Raw genomic sequence first — 16,732 nt, forward strand, 5'->3', positions numbered from 1 at the left:
GGCACCGTTCTTCATCGGCAACCACTTCGAGCAGTGGAACGGCGGCATCTACATGGACGCCGTCGAGGAAGCGATCAAGCACATCGCCGACGACAGGCGCAAGGACGTCCGCCTGGTCACCTTCCGCCAGCTCTGCGACTGGCTGGACGCCCAGGACCCGAAGGTCCTCGCCGACCTGCGCCGCCTCGGAGTGGGCCAGCAGTTCACCGGACGCGGCTGACGGCTCCGGGAGTCCGTCCCGCACCACCGGTGGCCATGATGACGATATTTCTCGGACGGGTGACGCGCCGACACTTTGATATGAGCGCGGAGGTTAGGCGCTGTGGCAGTGCGTGGTGGCGTCGGAGGACGGGACGCCCGGGAGGCACGAGGGTCGTGCCCCGCCGTTGAGCGCAGCTGCTGGAAGGGGTACGGGTCGTGAAGATCGCCAAGGCTGCCGCGGGTGTGGTCGGCGTCGCGCTGGTGCTGGGGGCTGCCGCCCCGGCGCTTGCGGCGCCCGGCGGTGGCAACGAGAAGCCGCTGCTGGACAGCAGCACCGTCAGCAAGAGCGTCGTGATGAAGCCCGGCGACCTCGTCGACGTCAAGGCGCTGGTCGGGTCGCTGGACAAGGTCGCCGACAAGCTGGCGACGAAGAACGACCTCGCCGCCAAGACCAACGTACTCGGCGGCGCCGCCAGTCGCTGATCCTCGTTCCATGAGACGTCGGCGCCCCTGCCGCAGGGGCACCGCGTCCGTTTCCGGCCCCGCCGGCGCGTGCGTCGGCGGGGCCGGGACCGGGGGTGGCGACGGCTGCACCGGGCGGTGTGGCCGGATCACGCCGCATGATCGAGGCGCTCCAGCGACCGTCCTTATGGCCGTTGTAGCCGACAGGTACGGTTTGGCCATGGATGTTTCCGGAACGAGCGCCGCCGACGAGCACGCCCGGTTGACGGTGGACCTCAAGGCCACCGCGCGCCAACTGCTGGGGAAACTGGGCGCCCAAGGGCTGACCCTGGACGCGGTTGCCGCCGGCAGCGGTCTCGCCGTGGCCGAGGTGGAAGCCGTCTTCCCGCATCGGGACGACCTGTTGACCGCGCTGGTCATCGACGCCTACAACACGTCCGGCGCCGCGATGGAGCAGGCGGATCAGGCCGCCGGGGACGCCGGCGGGTCGGCGGGCGCGCGGCTCCTCGCGGTGACCCGCGCACTGCGGCAGTGGTCCTTCGCCAACCCGGCCGAGTTCACGCTGATCTACGGCTCGCCCGTTCCGGACTACCACGCCCCGCAGGACACCGTCCCGCCCGCCTCGCGCACCCCCGCGGTGCTGGCCGGCATCGTGCGTGCGGCGCTGGAGGGCGGTGAACTCACCCCGCCCCGGCGGACGGTGCCCGGCCCGCCGCTGCTCCTGCCGGCGGCCGTGGAGGCCTTCGGCGGCCTCCCCGAGGCTCCGTTCTCGGACATCATCGAGCGCGGCATCGTGCTGTGGAGCAATCTGATCGGGCTCCTGGTGTTCCAGGTCTTCAGCCGTACCCACGACAGTGTCCGGGACGAGTCCGCGTTCTTCGACTTCGCCATCGCCGTGGCGGCCGAAGGCATCGGTCTCGTGGTCCCCTCGGGCGCGCACACCGACTAGACCGGTCGCCGCCGCGCGCGGCACCGGCGGGGAAATCAGGCCGTGAACACCACAAGAACCCTCTGCTTCGTCATCGCGGCGCTCTCGTCGTACGCCGCGCTCGTCTACCGGCTGTGCCAGGTGCGGCGCAGCTGGCGGGACAACGCCTACCGCACCCTGGTGCTCACTCTGGTGCTCCAGTGCCTCACCTTCACGATGGGCGCCGTCGCCATGGTGAGCACCCGCTTCCTGGGCGTCGGCAACCTCGCCATCCTGGTGATGCACCTCTCGGCGGTCGCCTTCTGCGTGAGCGCGCAGATCATCCTGCTGCGCTGGGCGAGCGCCGCCGAGGAGGTGGTGCGCAAGGCCCGCTACTGGATGATCACCGGCATCGTCCTCAACGTGCTGCTGACGGCGCTCTTCCTCATCGCCGACGGCCCCGGACGGCCGGCCACGGACTTCAACACCGGCAGCGGCCAACCGCTGGTCCTCACCTACCTCCTGGTCTTCATCGTCTCCCAGGCGGTTCCGTGCGTCACCATCTTCCGCCAGTGCGGGCCCTACGCCCGGATGACAGGTAAAGCCTCGCTACGACAGGCCCTGCGGCTGCTCTCCGTCGCCGCGGTGGTCCTCTTCCTCTACTGCCTGGCCAGGACGGTCAACATCCTCACCGCCGCGTGCGGGGTCGACATCGGCGTCTGGCAGCTCGCCTCCAACGTCTTCAGCGCGGTGGGCATCTTCACCCTCTCGCTCAGCCTGACCATCTCCTCCTGGGAGACCTCGGCGGCCAAACTGCTGGACTGGGCGCGTAGTTACCGTTCGTACCGGGCCCTCTATCCGCTCTGGCGGGACCTGTACGAGTCCTCCCCGGACATCGTCCTGGAGCCGCCCGGGCCGTCGGTCTCCGACCTCAACTACCGCCTCCACCGACGGGTCATCGAAATACGGGACGGATGGCGGGATCTGCGCCCCTACATCGACCGCACCGCCAACGGTGCCGGCGGAGCGGGCGCCGGGGCGAGCGAGGAGTCCCGTCAGGCGTTCGCCGAAGCGGCGCAGATCAGGCAGGCGCTCCAGGCCAAGCGCACCGGCACCATTCCCGTCGACAACAAGGACGCCGGCGACTTCGACGACCGCGATACGGACAACTTCACCTCGGAAGTCGCATGGCTCACCCAGGTCGCCTCTGCCTACCGTAGGCTCAGCAAGGTGAGTTGAGAGCTCCCGCCCGGCCTGTTCCCCCGTCAGACCGGGCGGGTTTCTCTCCCCCGTTACTCCCCCGTTTCCGGGTTCCCCGTTTCCCCCGTGGGTCCCCGTTTCTCCCCCGTGGTTCCCCCGTTCCCCCGTGGGTCCCCCGTTCCTTCTTTCCTGTCGGGCCGGACTCGTGCGTCTGCGTCCCGCCCTTCCTGGTCCGGCCCGTTGCGCGCGGCCGGCCCAGGCCGACGTGACCGGCAACCAACTCGGCTACCCCCGTAAGCAAAGTTAGCTATCAGCTATCGGCTGAGGTCCACGTTGGCGGAGTCTCGGCCGATTGTCAACTGACCGCTAATCTGCGAAACTGACGGATAGCCGAGAGCAATGCCGAGGAGGTGACGGGAGGGAGATTCGCCATGTCCGAGACTGACGACCGGCCCATGCTGGCAGTGCGCCTGGACAACCTCTTCAAGACGGTTCGTCCCAAGGGAAGACACTGGACCAACGCCGAGGTGGCGGAGGAGCTGAAGCGGGCCAACCCCGAACTCCGCGTCGGGGGCGTGTACTTGTCGCAGTTGCGGACGGGCAAGCGCTCCAATCCGTCACCCGACCTCCTGGCCGCCCTGGCGCGCTTCTTCGGCGTGTCGGTCGCCTACTTCTTCGACGACAAGGTCGCCGAGTCGGTGCTCAGCCAGGTCGCCGCCATTGAGGCGCTGCGGCAGGCCGGGGTCCGCTCCGTGGCGATGCGGGCGGCCGGGATGAAGAAGGAGAACCTCCAGGCCATCACCGCGATCATGGACCAGTACCGGCAGATGCAGGGGCTTCCGCCGGTCACCGATCCCGCGGAGCCGGAGTGAGGGGCCCGAGGGAGTGAGGGGCGCCCGGAAGGGGCTGTCGGCCGACCACGACCGCCGCAGTCAGCTCAAGAAGCTCCGGAAGGCCGGCGCACGGCGGCTCGCCGAACTCGACCTGCCGCAGGTGGCCGACGTGGCCGAGCTCTGCCGCCACCTCGGCGAGGTCCGCAACCGTCCGATCACGCTGGTCCCGATGCAGATGCCCGCATCGCAGCCGTGCGGCATGTGGGTCGCCGCACGCGACGAGGACCTCATCTTCTACGACGCCAACACGACCAGCGCGCATCAGGAGCACATCATCTTGCACGAGCTGGGTCACATCATCTGCTGCCATCGCGGGGCGGGTTGGCTGGACGAGGCGAGCGCCCGCTTCCTCTTCCCCAACCTCGACCCCGACCTCGTGCGTGACATGCTCCTGCGCGCGACCTACGACGACGTCCAGGAGCAGGAGGCCGAGATCATCGCCTATCTGCTCTCCCAGCAGGTGGGCAGCGCCGAGGAACGGCACGGCGCGGCTCCGGCCGCGGACGCCGGGGACGGTGCGGACTCCGGGCAGAACGCCACGCTCAGCCGGATCGAACGCACCCTGATCTGACATGAGTTGCTCACCCGCCGGCAGCCGCCACCTCCTCGGCCAGGATCGCCACGGCCCGTCGGACGTCGTCCGCGCGGTGTTCGCTGGTGACGAAGAACCGCAGCCGGGCGAGGCCCTCCTCCACGGCGGGGTGGAAGATCGGGTCGGCGATGACGCCGCGGTCGAACAGCCGGTCCGCGACCCGCAGGGTCCTCGCCGAATCACCGAGGAGACACGGCACGATCGGCGAGTGGGCGCTGGAACCCGTCGCCAGACCGGCCGAGGCGGCCAGGCCGCGGAAGAGCTCCGCGTTCTGTCGCAGCGCCCGCACCCGGTGCGGCTCCGCCTCGATCAGCTCGGCGGCGGCCAGCGCCGCGGCCGCGTTGCCGGGGGTCAGACCGACGCTGTAGACGAAGCCGGGCAGGGTGTGCCGCAGCCACCGCACCATCCGGGCCGAACCGCCGAGGTACCCGCCGCAGCTGGCGAAGGCCTTGGAGAGGGTGCCCATCCACAGGTCCACATCACGGCGGTCGACGCCGAAGAACTCGCCGACGCCACGGCCGCGTTCGCCCACGGTGCCGATGCTGTGCGCCTCGTCGACCATCAGCAGGGCACCGTGGCGTCTCTTCAGCTCGATCACGGCGGGCAGGTCGACGAGGTCGCCGTCCATGCTGTAGGCGCCCTCGACGGCGATCAGTACCCGTCGGAAGCGGGACCGGTTGCGCCGCAGCACGTGCTCCAGCTGGCCTGTGTCGTTGTGGGCGAAGGGGCGTCGTGCCGCCCCGGACAGTGCGCAGCCCTGGAGGATGCTGTCGTGGGCGAGGGCATCGTGCACCACGAGGTCCCCCGGGCCGACGAGGTGCCCTATCGCGGTGACGTTGGTGGCATGGCCGCTGACCAGCGCCAGGCAGTCCCCGACGCCGAGGAAGTCGGCGAGCGCCCGTTCCAGCCGTACGGTCAGGTCCCGTTCGCCGGAGAGCGCCCGGCTCGCGGAGACCGACGTCCCGTACCGCTCCACCGCCTGGTGCACGGCCTCGTTGACGGCCGGATGGCCGGAGAGCCCCAGGTAGTTGTAGCTGCCGAAGGACAGGTACGCCCGGCCGCCGATCTCGGTCGTGTCGCGGATGGTGCCCTGGTGGACCCGGAAGTACGGGAAGTCCGCACCAGTGGCGGTGATCGCGCTCAGACGCTCCTCGAACTGCCGCACCTCCGGGAAGTCGTCGACGCACGCGGTCGCCGTGTCCCGGTCCGCCCGGGTCTGCCGGGGCAGCCGCGCAGCGGGGGCCGGCGGCTCGGTGAGGTGCGGATCGACCAGTGCGATCAGCCGGTCGACGGTGAGGCCGGGCGAGAACATCTCCTCGGTGCGGAAGCCCGGTATCCGTTTTCCGATGTTGACCTCCAGCTCCTGCAACATCAGGGAGTCGAAGCCGAGATCGCTCTCCAGGGCCATCCGCTCGTTCAGGTCGGCGAGCGGGAAGACGCCGGTCCGCGACACCTCTTCGAGCACGAGGGACGCGGCGGACGCGGCAGCGGCCGGCCGCACCGCGGGCGTCGCCCCGGGCGGGTCCACCGGCCCGGGCCGGTCCTCCCCCACGGCCCCGGGGGCAGGGAGAGCGGGGATGCCGCCACCCTCGCGTGCCGACGCGTCCACCGCCCAGTGGTGGCGCGGGGCGAGCGGGCTCGGCGGCAGGGTGCACGGGGGTCTGCGCTCCGTCATCGGACGCAGCCCCGCGCCACTGACCGCGCGCTCCGCGAGCCGGGCCCACGCCTGGGTGCGGGCCTCGGCGGTCAACGAGCCCGACGGGGGAACGGCGAGCTCCGGCGGCTCACCGGCCGGCACCGTGCCGACCGCCTGCCCCGGCCCGAGCTCCCCGGTACGGCCCGCGGCCACGGCCTCGGCCGCCGCGGTCAGCCGGGCGGCTGCGTCGGCGGTGTCCGTCGCCACCACGGCGAGGCGTTCCGTGAGGGGAGCCCGGCGGGCCAGGGTGTCCGCCACCGTGGCCAGCGGTGGCCGGTCGCGGTCGAGGGTGTGCGCCAGTTCCCTGGCGTGGCGGGCCAGTCCGGTCCGGTCGCGGGCGCTGAGCACCAGCAGGTGCGGTCCCTCGTCCGGTGCCGGGCGGTCCGGTGCCGTGGGGCACTCCTCCACCACCAGATGGACGCCGGTGCCGCCGAAGCCGAAGGCGCTCACCCCCGCCCGGCGGAGCTGCCCGGACCCCGGCCATCGGGTCGGTGCGGTCGGGACGGTCAGCCGGGCGGCGTCGAGCCCGGCACCGTCGGCCAGGTCGAACGCGGGCTGCGGCGGTATCACGCCCCGCTGCACGGCCAGTACGGTCTTGATGAGTCCGGCCATCCCGGCGGCGTTGAGCGAGTGCCCGACCACCGCCTTCACCGCGCCGAGGAAGGCGGGTGCGCCCCGTTCCCCGCGCAGTTCGCGCAGCACGCCGACCTCGACCGGGTCGCCGACCGTGGTCCCGGTGCCGTGCGCCTCCAGGTACCCCACCGCGTCCGGGGACAGGCCCGCATCGCGGTAGGCCCGGCGCAACGTCCGGAGCTGACCGGCCGCCTGGGGGTGCATACCGCCCTGTACGGCCCCGTCATTGGCCGTTCCCACACCCCGGATCACCGCATAGACCCGGTCGCCGGCCGCCAGCGCATCGGCCAGCGGTCGCAGGACCAGGACGCCGGCGCCCTCCCCCAGGACGAAGCCGTCGGCCGCGGCGCCGAACGGCAGGCACCTGCCGCTGCGGGAGATGGCGCCGATCCGGCACAGCCCCACCAACAGGTCGGGGGTGAGGATCAGTTGGGCGCCCCCCGCGAGGGCGATGCGGCACCGGCCGGCGCGCAGCGCGAAGACGGCGTTGGCCACGGCCATGAGCCCACCGGAACACGCCGAGTCCAGCGCATAGCTCTCGCCGTGCAGGTCGAAGACCGAGCTGATCGTGTTCGGGCCCATGTTGAGCAGGAGCCCGGCCACCGACGTGCCGTGCAGACCGTCGACCGCACGGACCGTCTCCGACCAGCGGGGATCGGTCGTCCGCGCGCCGAACTCACCGCCGGCCAGCTGACGCATCCGAACCTGAAGGGTGCTGATCGACCGGTAGCCGCTCTCGGTGAGCGCCGTGATCACCGAGGTCTCCTCGCGGTCGAAGCCCTCGGCCTCCCACCCCGCGTCCTGGATCGCCTCACGGGCCAGGTCGATCAGCAGCCGGCCCTGCGGATCCATCGACTTGGCCCGCCGCGGCGGGATGCCGTAGTGCGCCGCGTCGAAGTGGCCGACGTCCGGCAGCAGCGCCATGGTGCCCGTATACGCCGCGGACGCATCGCGGAGGCTGTCGCTGAGGAAGGTGGCGGTGCGCCACCGCGAGTCCGGGACGGTGGAGAACTGCGCCTGCGGGTCCATGAGCAGCCGCCAGTACTGGTTCACGTCCGGCGCCCCCGGGAACCGGCAGGCCATCCCCACGATCGCGACGTCGTCCCGCCGCGCTCCCGCGGGAGCCGGTGAACCCGCTGATGCTGCCGATCCCGCCGGCCCCGCTATGGAATCCTTGGCTGTCACCGACGTCATCGGGGGGTGGCCAGTCGCTCGCGCCACCACTCCACCGTCGCCTTGACCTGCTCCTCGACGGGGGTGGCGCGCACCGCGAACGCCGCTTCGTAGGCGCTCGCATCCACCACGAACGGTCGGTCGAACTGGTAGCGGATCTCCTTCAGTTCGCGGATCAGCGGGGAGAAGACCGAGGCGACGCCCAGCGCGGCCGGCGACAGCCGGCGCACCGCGACCGGCCCCGTCCCCGCCGAAGCGGCCAGGCGGTCGACCATCTCCCGGGTGGACAGCGCGGGCTCGGTCGGGACGTGCCAGGCCCGTCCCCAGGCCCGTTCCTCGCCGGCGACCTCGACCAGGGCCCTGGCCACGTCGGGCAGGTAGGTCCAGCTGTGCGGGGCGTCCGGGTCCCCGAGCGAGGAGACCGGCTTGCCGCTCAGCAGCCGTGGCATGACCCGTGCGGCCAGGTGCCCGCCGTCGGTCACGCCGGGCCCGAAGAAGTCCGAGGCCCGTACCTCGACCGCCTTGATGCGCCCCTGCTCGTGCAGTCTCCGCGCCTGCTCCCAGACGGCGGCGCGCACCCGCCCCTTGACGCCGGTCGCCGCGAGCGGCAGCTCCTCGGTCATGGGACCGGTGACCGGACCGTAGCCGTAGAGGTTGCCCAGCATGACCAGGACGGCACCGGTCGCCTCGGCCGCCGCGCAGAGCGACGAGGCCAGCGGCGGCCAGTCATGGGACCAGCGGTGGTAGGGCGGTGCGGCACAGCTGTAGATCGCGGCCGCGCCCTGCGCCACCTCGCTCAGTCGCTCGCCGTCCGTCGCGTCCAACGCGAGGTGCTCGATGCCGGGCTCCGGGCTGCGCCCCGACCTGGTGACGACCCGTACCGCATGGCCCTCTGCGACCAGCAGTCGCGCGGTGGCAGCTCCGGCGGGCCCGAATCCTATGACGACGTAATGGCTCACGCGCGCACACTAGCGCGCGCGTCTGTGGCTCCCGTCGCAGATCAGCCAGGGGGGTACCACGGGCAGTCGGCGGCCCCTGTCCCGGTCGACCGCACCCCGCGGTGACGGCCCGAAGGCCCTGGTCAGGTCGTGGGCCGCGCCCGGCGGTTCACCGGCCGCACCACTGCTCCAGCAGGGTCTCGCGCGCCGCCGGCCTCGGGCTGGCGGGGTGGCCGGCCGACCGCCACCAGTCCCCGAGCAGCGACGGGTTCAGCTCGCCGGCCACGAAGCGCTCCAGCAGGCGGTGGGAGAGCTCCACCTCGCGCTCCGTGTAGGCCGGCGCCGCGGCCGAGGAGACGAGGTGTTCGCTCGTGCCCTCGGCGTGCGTGACGCACACCGTCATCAGCGGCGCGGCTTCGGGACCGCCGAAGCCCGCCATGGTGGTGGCCAGGCCGATCGCCGTGCTCAGGCCGCGCCGGAACGCCGAGCGGGCGGAGGCGTCGGGCAGGGCGACCCGCTCCACCTGGGGCCAGTTCTGCACCGCGGCCGACGCTCCGGTCACCTCCAGCCCGGCGTCCGTCAGCCGTACCGCTGCCCCCTCCCCGCCAGGCGGGGCACCGAGCCAGCACCCGTCGCGGTCGACCCAGAAGAGGCCGACCATCGCGCCGGCCACCGCACCCTGACGTCCGGATTCCGCGGGCCGTCCGGCCGGGGGAGCGGCCGGGCTGTTCGCTGCTGTCACTGATCGGACCCCGCTTCTCGACATGGTGCGTAATGGTGCGTAGTGGCCGCAGCGTGCACCGGGCCCCCCGACCATGATCGCTCAGCGGCCTCGTCGGCCGGTCGCGTCGCTCACGCCATCGACCCGCAGACCCACCGACCCGCCGGGCGGCCGGCGGCGCGACATGACGCGGCACGGGCCCCAGTCGGAGACCTGGGCCCGTGCGGCGTGTGGTGCGGGTGGTGGTGGTGCAGGTGGTGGTGTGGTCGGTGGCTACGTCCCGGGGTCCTGGGGTCCGGGTGGGCTGTCGGGCGCTCGTTGCTCGGTGACGGTGATGACCCGAGCGGGGCAGAGGCCGGCGGCCTGGCGGGCCGCGGCGGCCCGGTCGGGCGACGGCTCGGCGGAGCGGAGCAGTACGAGGCCGTCCTCGTCGTCCTGGTCGAACACCTCGGGCGCGGTCAGGGCGCACATTCCGGCGCCGACGCAACGGTCCCGGTCGATGCTGATGGTTACGGTGATCGGCATCGGGCTACTCCGCGTCCCAGGTGACGGGGAGCGCGTGCACGCCGTAGACGTTCGCGTGGGTGCGCAGCGGCACCTCCTCCGGCGGGACCGCCAGCCGCAGCGTCGGGAACCGGGTGAGCAGCGCCGGGAGGGCGACGCGCATCTCGACGCGGGCCAGTTGCTGGCCCAGGCACTGGTGGATGCCGTGGCCGAAGCCCAGGTGCCCGGTGGCCTTGCGGCGCAGGTCGAGGGTGTCGGGGTCGGGGAAGCGCTGCGGGTCACGGTTGGCGGCCTCCATCGAGAGGGTGACCGTCTCGCCGGCCTTGATCAGCAGGCCGTCCAACTCGACGTCCTCCAGTGCCGACTTCACCCCGGTGTGGGCGATGGTCAGATAGCGCATCAGCTCCTCGACGGCCTGGTCGGCGAGGCCGGGATCGTCGCGCAGGGCGGCGCACTGGTCCGGGTTGCTCAGCAGGGCGAAGGTGCCGTGCGCGATCATGTTGGCGGTGGTGTCCAGGCCCGCGCCGAGCAGGAAGGCGCCCACCCCGGCGAGTTCCTCGTCCGTGAGGTCGCTGCCGGTCAGATCGCCGAGCAGATCGTCGGTGGGCTCGGCGCGCTTGGCCAGCACCAGCGCGTACAGGTACTCCTGAAGCCCGGTCATGGCGGCGTACCGCTCCTCGTCGCTGGAGCTGCGGTCGGTCAGCGTGGTCGCCCAGCGCTGGAAGGTCTCCCGTTCGGCGGAGGGGACGCCCAGCAGTTCACAGATCATCAGGGCGGGGACGGGCTGTGCGAACGCCTCCACCAGGTCCACCGTGGGCCCCTGGCGCTCCATGGCGTCCAGGTGCTCGGTGGTGATCTGCTCCACGCGCCGGGTCAGTTCACGCATCCGCCGCACGGTGAACTTGCCGGCCAGCAGCTTGCGGTACCGGGTGTGTTCGGGGGCGTCGATACCGGTCAGGTCGCCGACCGGGGCCGGGGGCAGGCCGCCCTCGGGCGCGCCGGGGAGCGGGAAGTGGAGGAGTTCGTAGCGGGAGCTGAAGCGGGGGTCGGCGAATATCGCCCGGACCGTGGCGTAGCCGGTGGCCAGCCAGCCCACGTGGCCGTCGGGGTAGGTCATCCGGCGGAGTGGCCGCTCCTCGCGCAGCCGGGCCAGCTCGGCGGGCGGGTCGAAGGGGCAGCCGGTGGGGCGGGTCGTCGGCAGGCCGGGGACGGGGGCCGCTTCGCCCGCGGTCTGCTCGGGCGAGTGCGTCGACGGTTCGTGGTGCACGGTGTCCTCCAGTGCGAAGTCGGGTGCGGTGGGGCGTTCAGCGCTTGGCGTCGCCCGCGCGAGATGACATGCTCATGACAGTTCTCTCGAAGTGCTGTGCCGTGGAGCGGCGATGTGCTCCGCCGCGCACGCGAACGCCAACGGGACGCGGCGGCAGCGCAGTTGGGCAGGGGTGGGCGGACCCGCCGGTCAGGAGCGGCGGATCGGCCGGTCAGTGACGTCGGACCCGCCGGTCAGGAGCGGCGGGTCAGCCGGTCAGGGGCGGCGGATGTCGATGTCGCCGACGCTCGTGCGGGCGCGCACCTCGACCGTCTCGGCGGAGTCGCCGGGACCTTCGGCCGCGCCGAGGGAGTTGCGCACCCGGCCGACGCCGGTGTGCACATCGAGCCAGGCGGCGGTGGACTCGCGGATGCCGACCTCGATGTCACCGGCGGCGACCTGGAGCACGACCCGGCCGCGCGCCACGTCGCCGATCCGGATGCTGCCGTTGGCGGACCTGGCGTCGACGCCGCCCTGCGCCGTGCCCACGTCGATCCGGCCGTTCGCCGCGTTCACCTTCAGGTCACCGACGACCTCGCCGATCGTGGTCTCACCGTTGGAGTTCTTGACCGTCGCCGCGCCCGCGATCGTCTCGATGGCGACCGTGCCCGAGGCGACGACCTCGGCGTCCCCCGTGATGCGGTCGGCGCGGACGGCGCCGTGACCGGTCCGCAGGTTCGCCGTCGCCACCTCGTCGACCTGGATGTCGCCGAACGAGGTCTTGATGCGGCAGTCCCCGAGGCGGCCTTCACAGGCGATGTCCGCCATGGGCGTGGTGACGTGGAGGTCCGACCCGGCCGGCAGCTCGACACTCACGTCGATCACCCCGGTCCGGCCGAACACGGAGCGCTTGCGCGGCCCCTTGACCACCAACTTCCCGTCCGCGCAGGTCACCTTGGTCTGCTCCGCGGTCCGTACGTCGAGCTCCTCGGCGCTGTTGGCCGGCCGGACCTCGACGACCGCGTCGGTGCGCTTGCTCGCGGCGATCCGGGCGGAGCCCTGGTCGAATTCCAGGGTGACGAAGAGCGGTTCGGGCGCGTCGAATTTTGGCATGGCTGTGCCGTCCTCGTGGCTGTGGTGTGCGTTCCCGCCGGTGGTGCGGGTGTGGACAGAGAAGCGACGGAGAGTGGGGAGACGGAGAGTGGAGAAGTGCTGCGGGGCGGCCGGAAGTGGTGCGGGGCGGCCGGTCGGGGTCAGCGAACCCAGCCGGTGTAGCCCTGCTTGGTCCGGGGGCCGCCGCGAGCGGACGGCCGGGCGCTGCGCCCGCCCGGTTCCAGCGCGGTGGCGACGGCCCGTACCAGCCAGGCGTTGACCGAGAGGCCTTCCTGGCCCGCCGCGTCCTCGACCCGGGTCTTGAGATGGGCGGGAAGCCGGAAGTTGATCCGCGCCGTACCGCCCTCGTCGCCGTCCGCCGGCGCCAGCGACACGGGTGCCGGCGGACCGCTCGGCGCGCTCCCCGGCCCCTCCGCGTCCGCGTGCGGCTCCAGAACGGGCGGTGGCGTCACCACGAACTCGGGATCGAGCCCGCGCAGCCGGACGTCGACCGAGCCCGGCGCCAGATCCCGGGTGACCTCGCCCATGGCGGCGGACAGCGCGTTGAGCAGGGTCAGTCGGGCGGCCGACTCCAGGGGAGCGGTGAGCCGCTCGGCCAGGGCACGGGCTTCTTCTCCGCCCGCGTCCGCGGCGACCGCGAGCTCTTGCCGGAGGTTGTCGACGTACGGCGTGAGGTCCATAACGTCACTATGGCATCATCGTGGCGCCATTGCAAGTCCATGTGGTGCCATCTTGGCGCTCATGGCATCACGACGGCACCATACGAGCACCAGGACGGGCAACAAGGTGGCACGGCGGCCGTTCGACAGCCACCCGGCAGCCACCCGACGGTGCAGGTCCGGACGGGCCGGAACGTCGCGGAATCCACGCCCTCGCGCGCACCACGGGCCGTCGGCAGCGGCATTCATCGGGACATGTCCGGAGCGCGGAATCCCGCCGGAGGGAATCTGCACCGAAGCGTCACACTCCCTTCATGTGGCACCCCGGGGGCGCCGTTAGCGTTGCTGGCCGTTCGACCCCGAGTACGAACGCGATCAGCGCGCCGGAGACCTGGCGGCGCAGCCAGCACAGAAAGATGGCAGATGGACTACTGCTCGTCGTGCCGCCGGAACCTCAACGGGGCCCTCGTGTGCCCCGGATGCGGCGACTACGCTCCGGACATAGCTCCGCCTGCCCACGGTCGGCGCGCTGCGGCGGCCGCCACCGCGGAATGGGAGCCGTGGCACATGGCGCAGGCCGCCACCACGGCCGCCCACCCCAGTGCGCCGTACGCCGATACCGCGCCGTATGCCGATACCGCTCCGTACTCCGCTGCTGCCGCCGCCGACGGGCCGTTCGACGGCACGCCGACGGATGTAGCGGACGCCGAGGTGTCCGGCGGCCACGAAGTCGCCTCGCCGACCGGTCAGGGCCGGGCCGCCCGGCGTCGTCAGCTGGCGCGGTGGAAGAAGTACCGGCGCCGGGCCGTGGCCGCGACGGCCTTCGCCCTCGTCGGCGGCGGCCTGACCGTCACCGCGCTCCAGAACCGGACCGCCACCAACCAGACCCAAGCGGCCGCGTCACCGGACCCGGAGCGGGTGGGCACGCCCCGCACGGAGACCGCCGCCACAACGGAGCAGCCGCAGGCACCCGTTGGGCAGCACCCGGGTGCCCGTCCCTCGATGGCGGCCGACCGGCACCAGCGCCCCGCCGCCGCGCCCGCCGATGCCCCCGCGTACCGGCAGCCGCAGTCCGCCCCCGCGGCCCACCCCGCCGCCGCGGCCCCCAGCGCGGCGCCGCACGCCCCGTCCGCGCCGGCCGCCCGGCCGCACACCACGGCGGCCGCGGCACCGCAGCCGAGCACCGCCCCGGCCGCGTCCACCGGGAACTCCGACCAGCAGGGCAGTGCACCGGCGCCCGCCGCACCGGCCACACCGTCGGCGGACCCGGGCTCCCCGTCGTCCGTGTGCCTGCTGGGAGTCGTCTGCGTCGGCTGACGCCCTCCCGCCCGGCCCGGAGCGGGACCGCTCATAGGGTGCGGTCATGAGTGCGTGACAGGACCCCCGGGTGGCGTTCCTGTGGGAGACCGTGGTCCACGGACGGGCCCGCCGAGGTGATGGCCCTCCTTCACCACCGACCAGCAGACGATGGTGGCGTACGTGCCGACGCGCGGGGTCACCACGGTCCACGACCGGATCGGCGACGCCTTCGCCTGGCTCTGCCTCGCCGCCTCCGGCGCGCTGCTCGTCGTCGGCCTGACCGTGCCGGCCGGGCGGCGCCGGGCGGGCTGACGGCCCGCGCCTCCAGGGGCACCAGGCTCGAACGGGTGACCGAATCGGCAACGGCACTGTGTGCCCATCTACGGGCCACCGTTACGCAACCGCGGGATTGCCGTAATGCGGGACAGGGAACATCATCGTCCCCATACACTGCCGCCCCGCGCTGTCTGGAAGTCCCCGTGCCACTGCTCCGTTCCCTGCCGCTCGCCCGCCGGGTACGGACCGTCTCGTTCGCTCTTTCGGCGGCGGGCGCGGCGACGCTGCTGGTGGCGGGGTGTGCGGGGACCGGGCAGCCGAAGAGCGCGGGGCACACCCCGATCGCCTCGGCTCCGGCCCGGCTGTGGCCCGACCGGTCGCCCGCGCCCCAGCCGCCGCCGGACAAGAGCGGCCAGGACGCGCCGTCGCCCCTCCCCGGGCTGCCCCACGTCCCCTCCGGCAACATCCGGACGCTCGACGCGCTCGACGTCGTCAAGGCGCAGATCGCCGAGGACACCCGCCAGCAGACGCCGGCCTTCGACAAGGCCACCGAGCGCAGGATCGCCCGGTGCGGTGACGAGCCGCAGCGCTGCCCCGTGCGGTCCCCGGAGTACCAGGACCTGACGCACGACGGCAGGGACGAGCTGATCGTCGGCATCGAGGGGAGCGAGCACACGCTGGCCGTCTGGGCCTACATGATCCGCGGCGGAGTGGTGAACCGGATCCTGGACACCGCCGGCACCCCGCTGTCGGTGGAGGTGTCGGACGGCGACGTGATCATGCGGGAGCCCACCGGCTCGCCCGGCTACGAGATGCGCACCGTCCACGCGTGGGACGACCAGCGGCAGACCATGGAGATCCGGACCATGGAGTTCGACCGGGCGGTCTCCTCCCCCTCGCCCAGGCGCACGCCGTGAGCACCGCCCGGCGGTGGGCCGCGCTGCGGCTGCCCTCCTGGACGGCGACGCTCTACTGGAAGTTCACCGTCTTCATCACCGTCATGTGCTGCACCCTGGCCGCACTGCTCGGCATTCTGGTGCACGTCCTGGTCGGCAAGCAGACCGAGAGCCAGGCCCGCGGCGCCGCCCTGGACGAGCTGGACGGCGCGGTGGCCACCTACGTCGCCGGGGAGCCCCTCGGCCGCAACGCCGCGGTGGATCCGCCGGACCTCCCCCGCCACCTCCGTGAGATGGCGGTGCAGCGCAAGGAGCGCGCCACCCAGCTCGCGGACCACCAGGGCCGGCCGACGATGTGGGCCGTCGCCCCCGTCGACGGCGGCCGGGCGCTGGCCGTACGCCTGGACTACGGCGACCGGGCCGCCGCCATCCGCGGACTGGACCGGGCCATCATCGGCTCGTCCGCCGCCGCGATCGGCGTCACCCTGCTCGTCGGGCTGTTCGGCGTCTCCCGCATCACCCGCCGGCTGCACCGCACCGCACGGGTCGCCCGCCGCATCAGCACCGGCGACCTCGACGCCCGGGTGCGCGACCCCCGCGCCCTGCGGCCCGACCTCGCCCAGGACGAGGCCGCCGCGGTGGCGGCCGCGCTCGACGCGATGGCCGCCACCCTCCAGAACAAGCTGCACAGCGAGCAGCGCTTCACCGCCGACGTCTCCCACGAGCTGCGCACCCCGCTCACCGGACTGCACGCGGCCGCCGAGCTGCTCCCGCCCGGCCGTCCGACGGAGATGGTGCAGGAGCGCATCCAGACCATGCGCCGGCTGACCGAGGACCTGCTGGAGATCTCCCGGCTCGACGCCCAGGTCGAACGCGCCGACCTCGACCTCCACCAGCTGGGCCCGCTGGCCGAGCGCGCGGTGCGGGCCACGGGGCTGGCGGCCGATGTCGACGTCGTCCGGGACGCCCGCGTGGAGACCGACCAGCGCCGGCTCGAACGCGTCCTGGGCAATCTGGTCGCCAACGCCCACAAGCACGGCCGCCCACCGGTGGTACTGACCGTCGACGGCCCCGTCATCACCGTGCAGGACCACGGCGACGGCTACCCGGACGACCTCCTCGACCACGGCCCCCAGCGGTTCAAGACCCGTTCGGGCGGCAGCCGGAAGTCCGGCCACGGCCTGGGCCTGACCATCGCCGTCGGCCAGGCCCGGGTCCTCGGCGCCACCCTCTGCTTCGCCAACGCCCCCGACGGCGGCGGCGCGGTCGCCACCCTCCGCCTGACGGCCGAGCCGCGACCGCAGGAGTGACCTCCCGCCCGCG

General features: G+C 72.8%; 16 protein-coding genes and 1 pseudogene. 10 read left to right on the plus strand and 7 right to left on the minus strand.

Annotation, left to right across the window (positions count from 1 at the left end; genetic code table 11):
* From AB0C96_RS21645 to AB0C96_RS21670, 6 genes and pseudogenes are all read left to right on the plus strand, one after another.
* Positions 1-220 (plus strand): annotated as a pseudogene (locus AB0C96_RS21645) (hypothetical protein); the annotation flags it as partial.
* Between the two features lie 197 nt (positions 221-417).
* Positions 418-684 (plus strand): hypothetical protein, encoded by a 267-nt coding sequence (locus AB0C96_RS21650; protein WP_362919308.1) that lies wholly within the window; start codon positions 418-420, stop codon positions 682-684.
* Between the two features lie 199 nt (positions 685-883).
* On the plus strand, positions 884-1,612 hold the full coding sequence (locus AB0C96_RS21655; protein ID WP_362919309.1) for a TetR-like C-terminal domain-containing protein: 729 nt from the start codon (positions 884-886) through the stop codon (positions 1,610-1,612).
* Between the two features lie 42 nt (positions 1,613-1,654).
* Positions 1,655-2,809: an MAB_1171c family putative transporter gene (locus AB0C96_RS21660; RefSeq protein WP_362919310.1), complete on the plus strand. Its 1,155-nt coding sequence runs from the start codon at positions 1,655-1,657 to the stop codon at positions 2,807-2,809.
* Positions 2,810-3,201: 392 nt separating this feature from the next.
* Complete coding sequence (locus tag AB0C96_RS21665; RefSeq protein ID WP_362919312.1) at positions 3,202-3,642, plus strand: helix-turn-helix domain-containing protein; 441 nt, start codon at positions 3,202-3,204, stop codon at positions 3,640-3,642.
* A gap of 13 nt (positions 3,643-3,655) precedes the next feature.
* Positions 3,656-4,234, plus strand: a complete 579-nt coding sequence (locus AB0C96_RS21670; RefSeq protein WP_362919313.1) for a toxin — start codon at positions 3,656-3,658, stop codon at positions 4,232-4,234.
* A gap of 10 nt (positions 4,235-4,244) precedes the next feature.
* On the opposite strand, the gene AB0C96_RS21675 is transcribed toward AB0C96_RS21670, so the two are convergent.
* The 7 genes from AB0C96_RS21675 to AB0C96_RS21705 all read right to left on the minus strand — a co-directional run bounded on the left by AB0C96_RS21675 (position 4,245) and on the right by AB0C96_RS21705 (position 12,959).
* Positions 4,245-7,778: an aminotransferase class I/II-fold pyridoxal phosphate-dependent enzyme gene (locus AB0C96_RS21675; protein WP_362919314.1), complete on the minus strand. Its 3,534-nt coding sequence runs from the start codon at positions 7,776-7,778 to the stop codon at positions 4,245-4,247.
* Positions 7,775-8,716, minus strand: a complete 942-nt coding sequence (locus AB0C96_RS21680; protein ID WP_362919315.1) for an NAD-dependent epimerase/dehydratase family protein — start codon at positions 8,714-8,716, stop codon at positions 7,775-7,777. The genes AB0C96_RS21675 and AB0C96_RS21680 overlap by 4 nt, the downstream gene beginning before the upstream one ends.
* A gap of 148 nt (positions 8,717-8,864) precedes the next feature.
* Positions 8,865-9,437 carry a hypothetical protein gene (locus AB0C96_RS21685; RefSeq protein WP_362919316.1) on the minus strand — a complete coding sequence of 191 codons (573 nt, stop codon included), beginning with the start codon at positions 9,435-9,437 and terminating at the stop codon, positions 8,865-8,867.
* A 252-nt stretch (positions 9,438-9,689) separates the two neighbouring features.
* Positions 9,690-9,941 carry a ferredoxin gene (locus AB0C96_RS21690; protein WP_362919317.1) on the minus strand — a complete coding sequence of 84 codons (252 nt, stop codon included), beginning with the start codon at positions 9,939-9,941 and terminating at the stop codon, positions 9,690-9,692.
* Positions 9,942-9,945: 4 nt separating this feature from the next.
* On the minus strand, positions 9,946-11,187 hold the full coding sequence (locus AB0C96_RS21695) for a cytochrome P450 (RefSeq protein WP_362919318.1): 1,242 nt from the start codon (positions 11,185-11,187) through the stop codon (positions 9,946-9,948).
* 255 nt (positions 11,188-11,442) lie between these two features.
* Positions 11,443-12,279 (minus strand): DUF4097 family beta strand repeat-containing protein, encoded by an 837-nt coding sequence (locus AB0C96_RS21700; RefSeq protein WP_362919319.1) that lies wholly within the window; start codon positions 12,277-12,279, stop codon positions 11,443-11,445.
* Between the two features lie 140 nt (positions 12,280-12,419).
* Positions 12,420-12,959, minus strand: a complete 540-nt coding sequence (locus AB0C96_RS21705; RefSeq protein ID WP_362919320.1) for a hypothetical protein — start codon at positions 12,957-12,959, stop codon at positions 12,420-12,422.
* Positions 12,960-13,505: 546 nt separating this feature from the next.
* Between AB0C96_RS21705 and AB0C96_RS21710 the strand changes: the two genes are divergently transcribed.
* The 4 genes from AB0C96_RS21710 to AB0C96_RS21725 all read left to right on the plus strand — a co-directional run bounded on the left by AB0C96_RS21710 (position 13,506) and on the right by AB0C96_RS21725 (position 16,719).
* On the plus strand, positions 13,506-14,255 hold the full coding sequence (locus tag AB0C96_RS21710; protein ID WP_362919321.1) for a hypothetical protein: 750 nt from the start codon (positions 13,506-13,508) through the stop codon (positions 14,253-14,255).
* A gap of 162 nt (positions 14,256-14,417) precedes the next feature.
* Positions 14,418-14,549 (plus strand): hypothetical protein, encoded by a 132-nt coding sequence (locus AB0C96_RS21715; RefSeq protein ID WP_362919322.1) that lies wholly within the window; start codon positions 14,418-14,420, stop codon positions 14,547-14,549.
* 167 nt (positions 14,550-14,716) lie between these two features.
* The gene (locus tag AB0C96_RS21720) at positions 14,717-15,430 is read left to right on the plus strand and encodes a hypothetical protein (RefSeq protein WP_362919323.1); all 714 of its coding nucleotides are present in this window, start codon (positions 14,717-14,719) and stop codon (positions 15,428-15,430) included.
* A gap of 83 nt (positions 15,431-15,513) precedes the next feature.
* A complete protein-coding gene (locus AB0C96_RS21725; protein WP_362919411.1) occupies positions 15,514-16,719 on the plus strand; it encodes a HAMP domain-containing sensor histidine kinase in 1,206 nt (401 codons plus the stop codon).
* The last annotated feature ends 13 nt before the right edge of the window (positions 16,720-16,732 follow it).

This window comes from Streptomyces sp. NPDC048506 (assembly GCF_040651315.1).
In the GTDB taxonomy this organism is placed as follows: Bacteria; Actinomycetota; Actinomycetes; order Streptomycetales; family Streptomycetaceae; genus Streptomyces.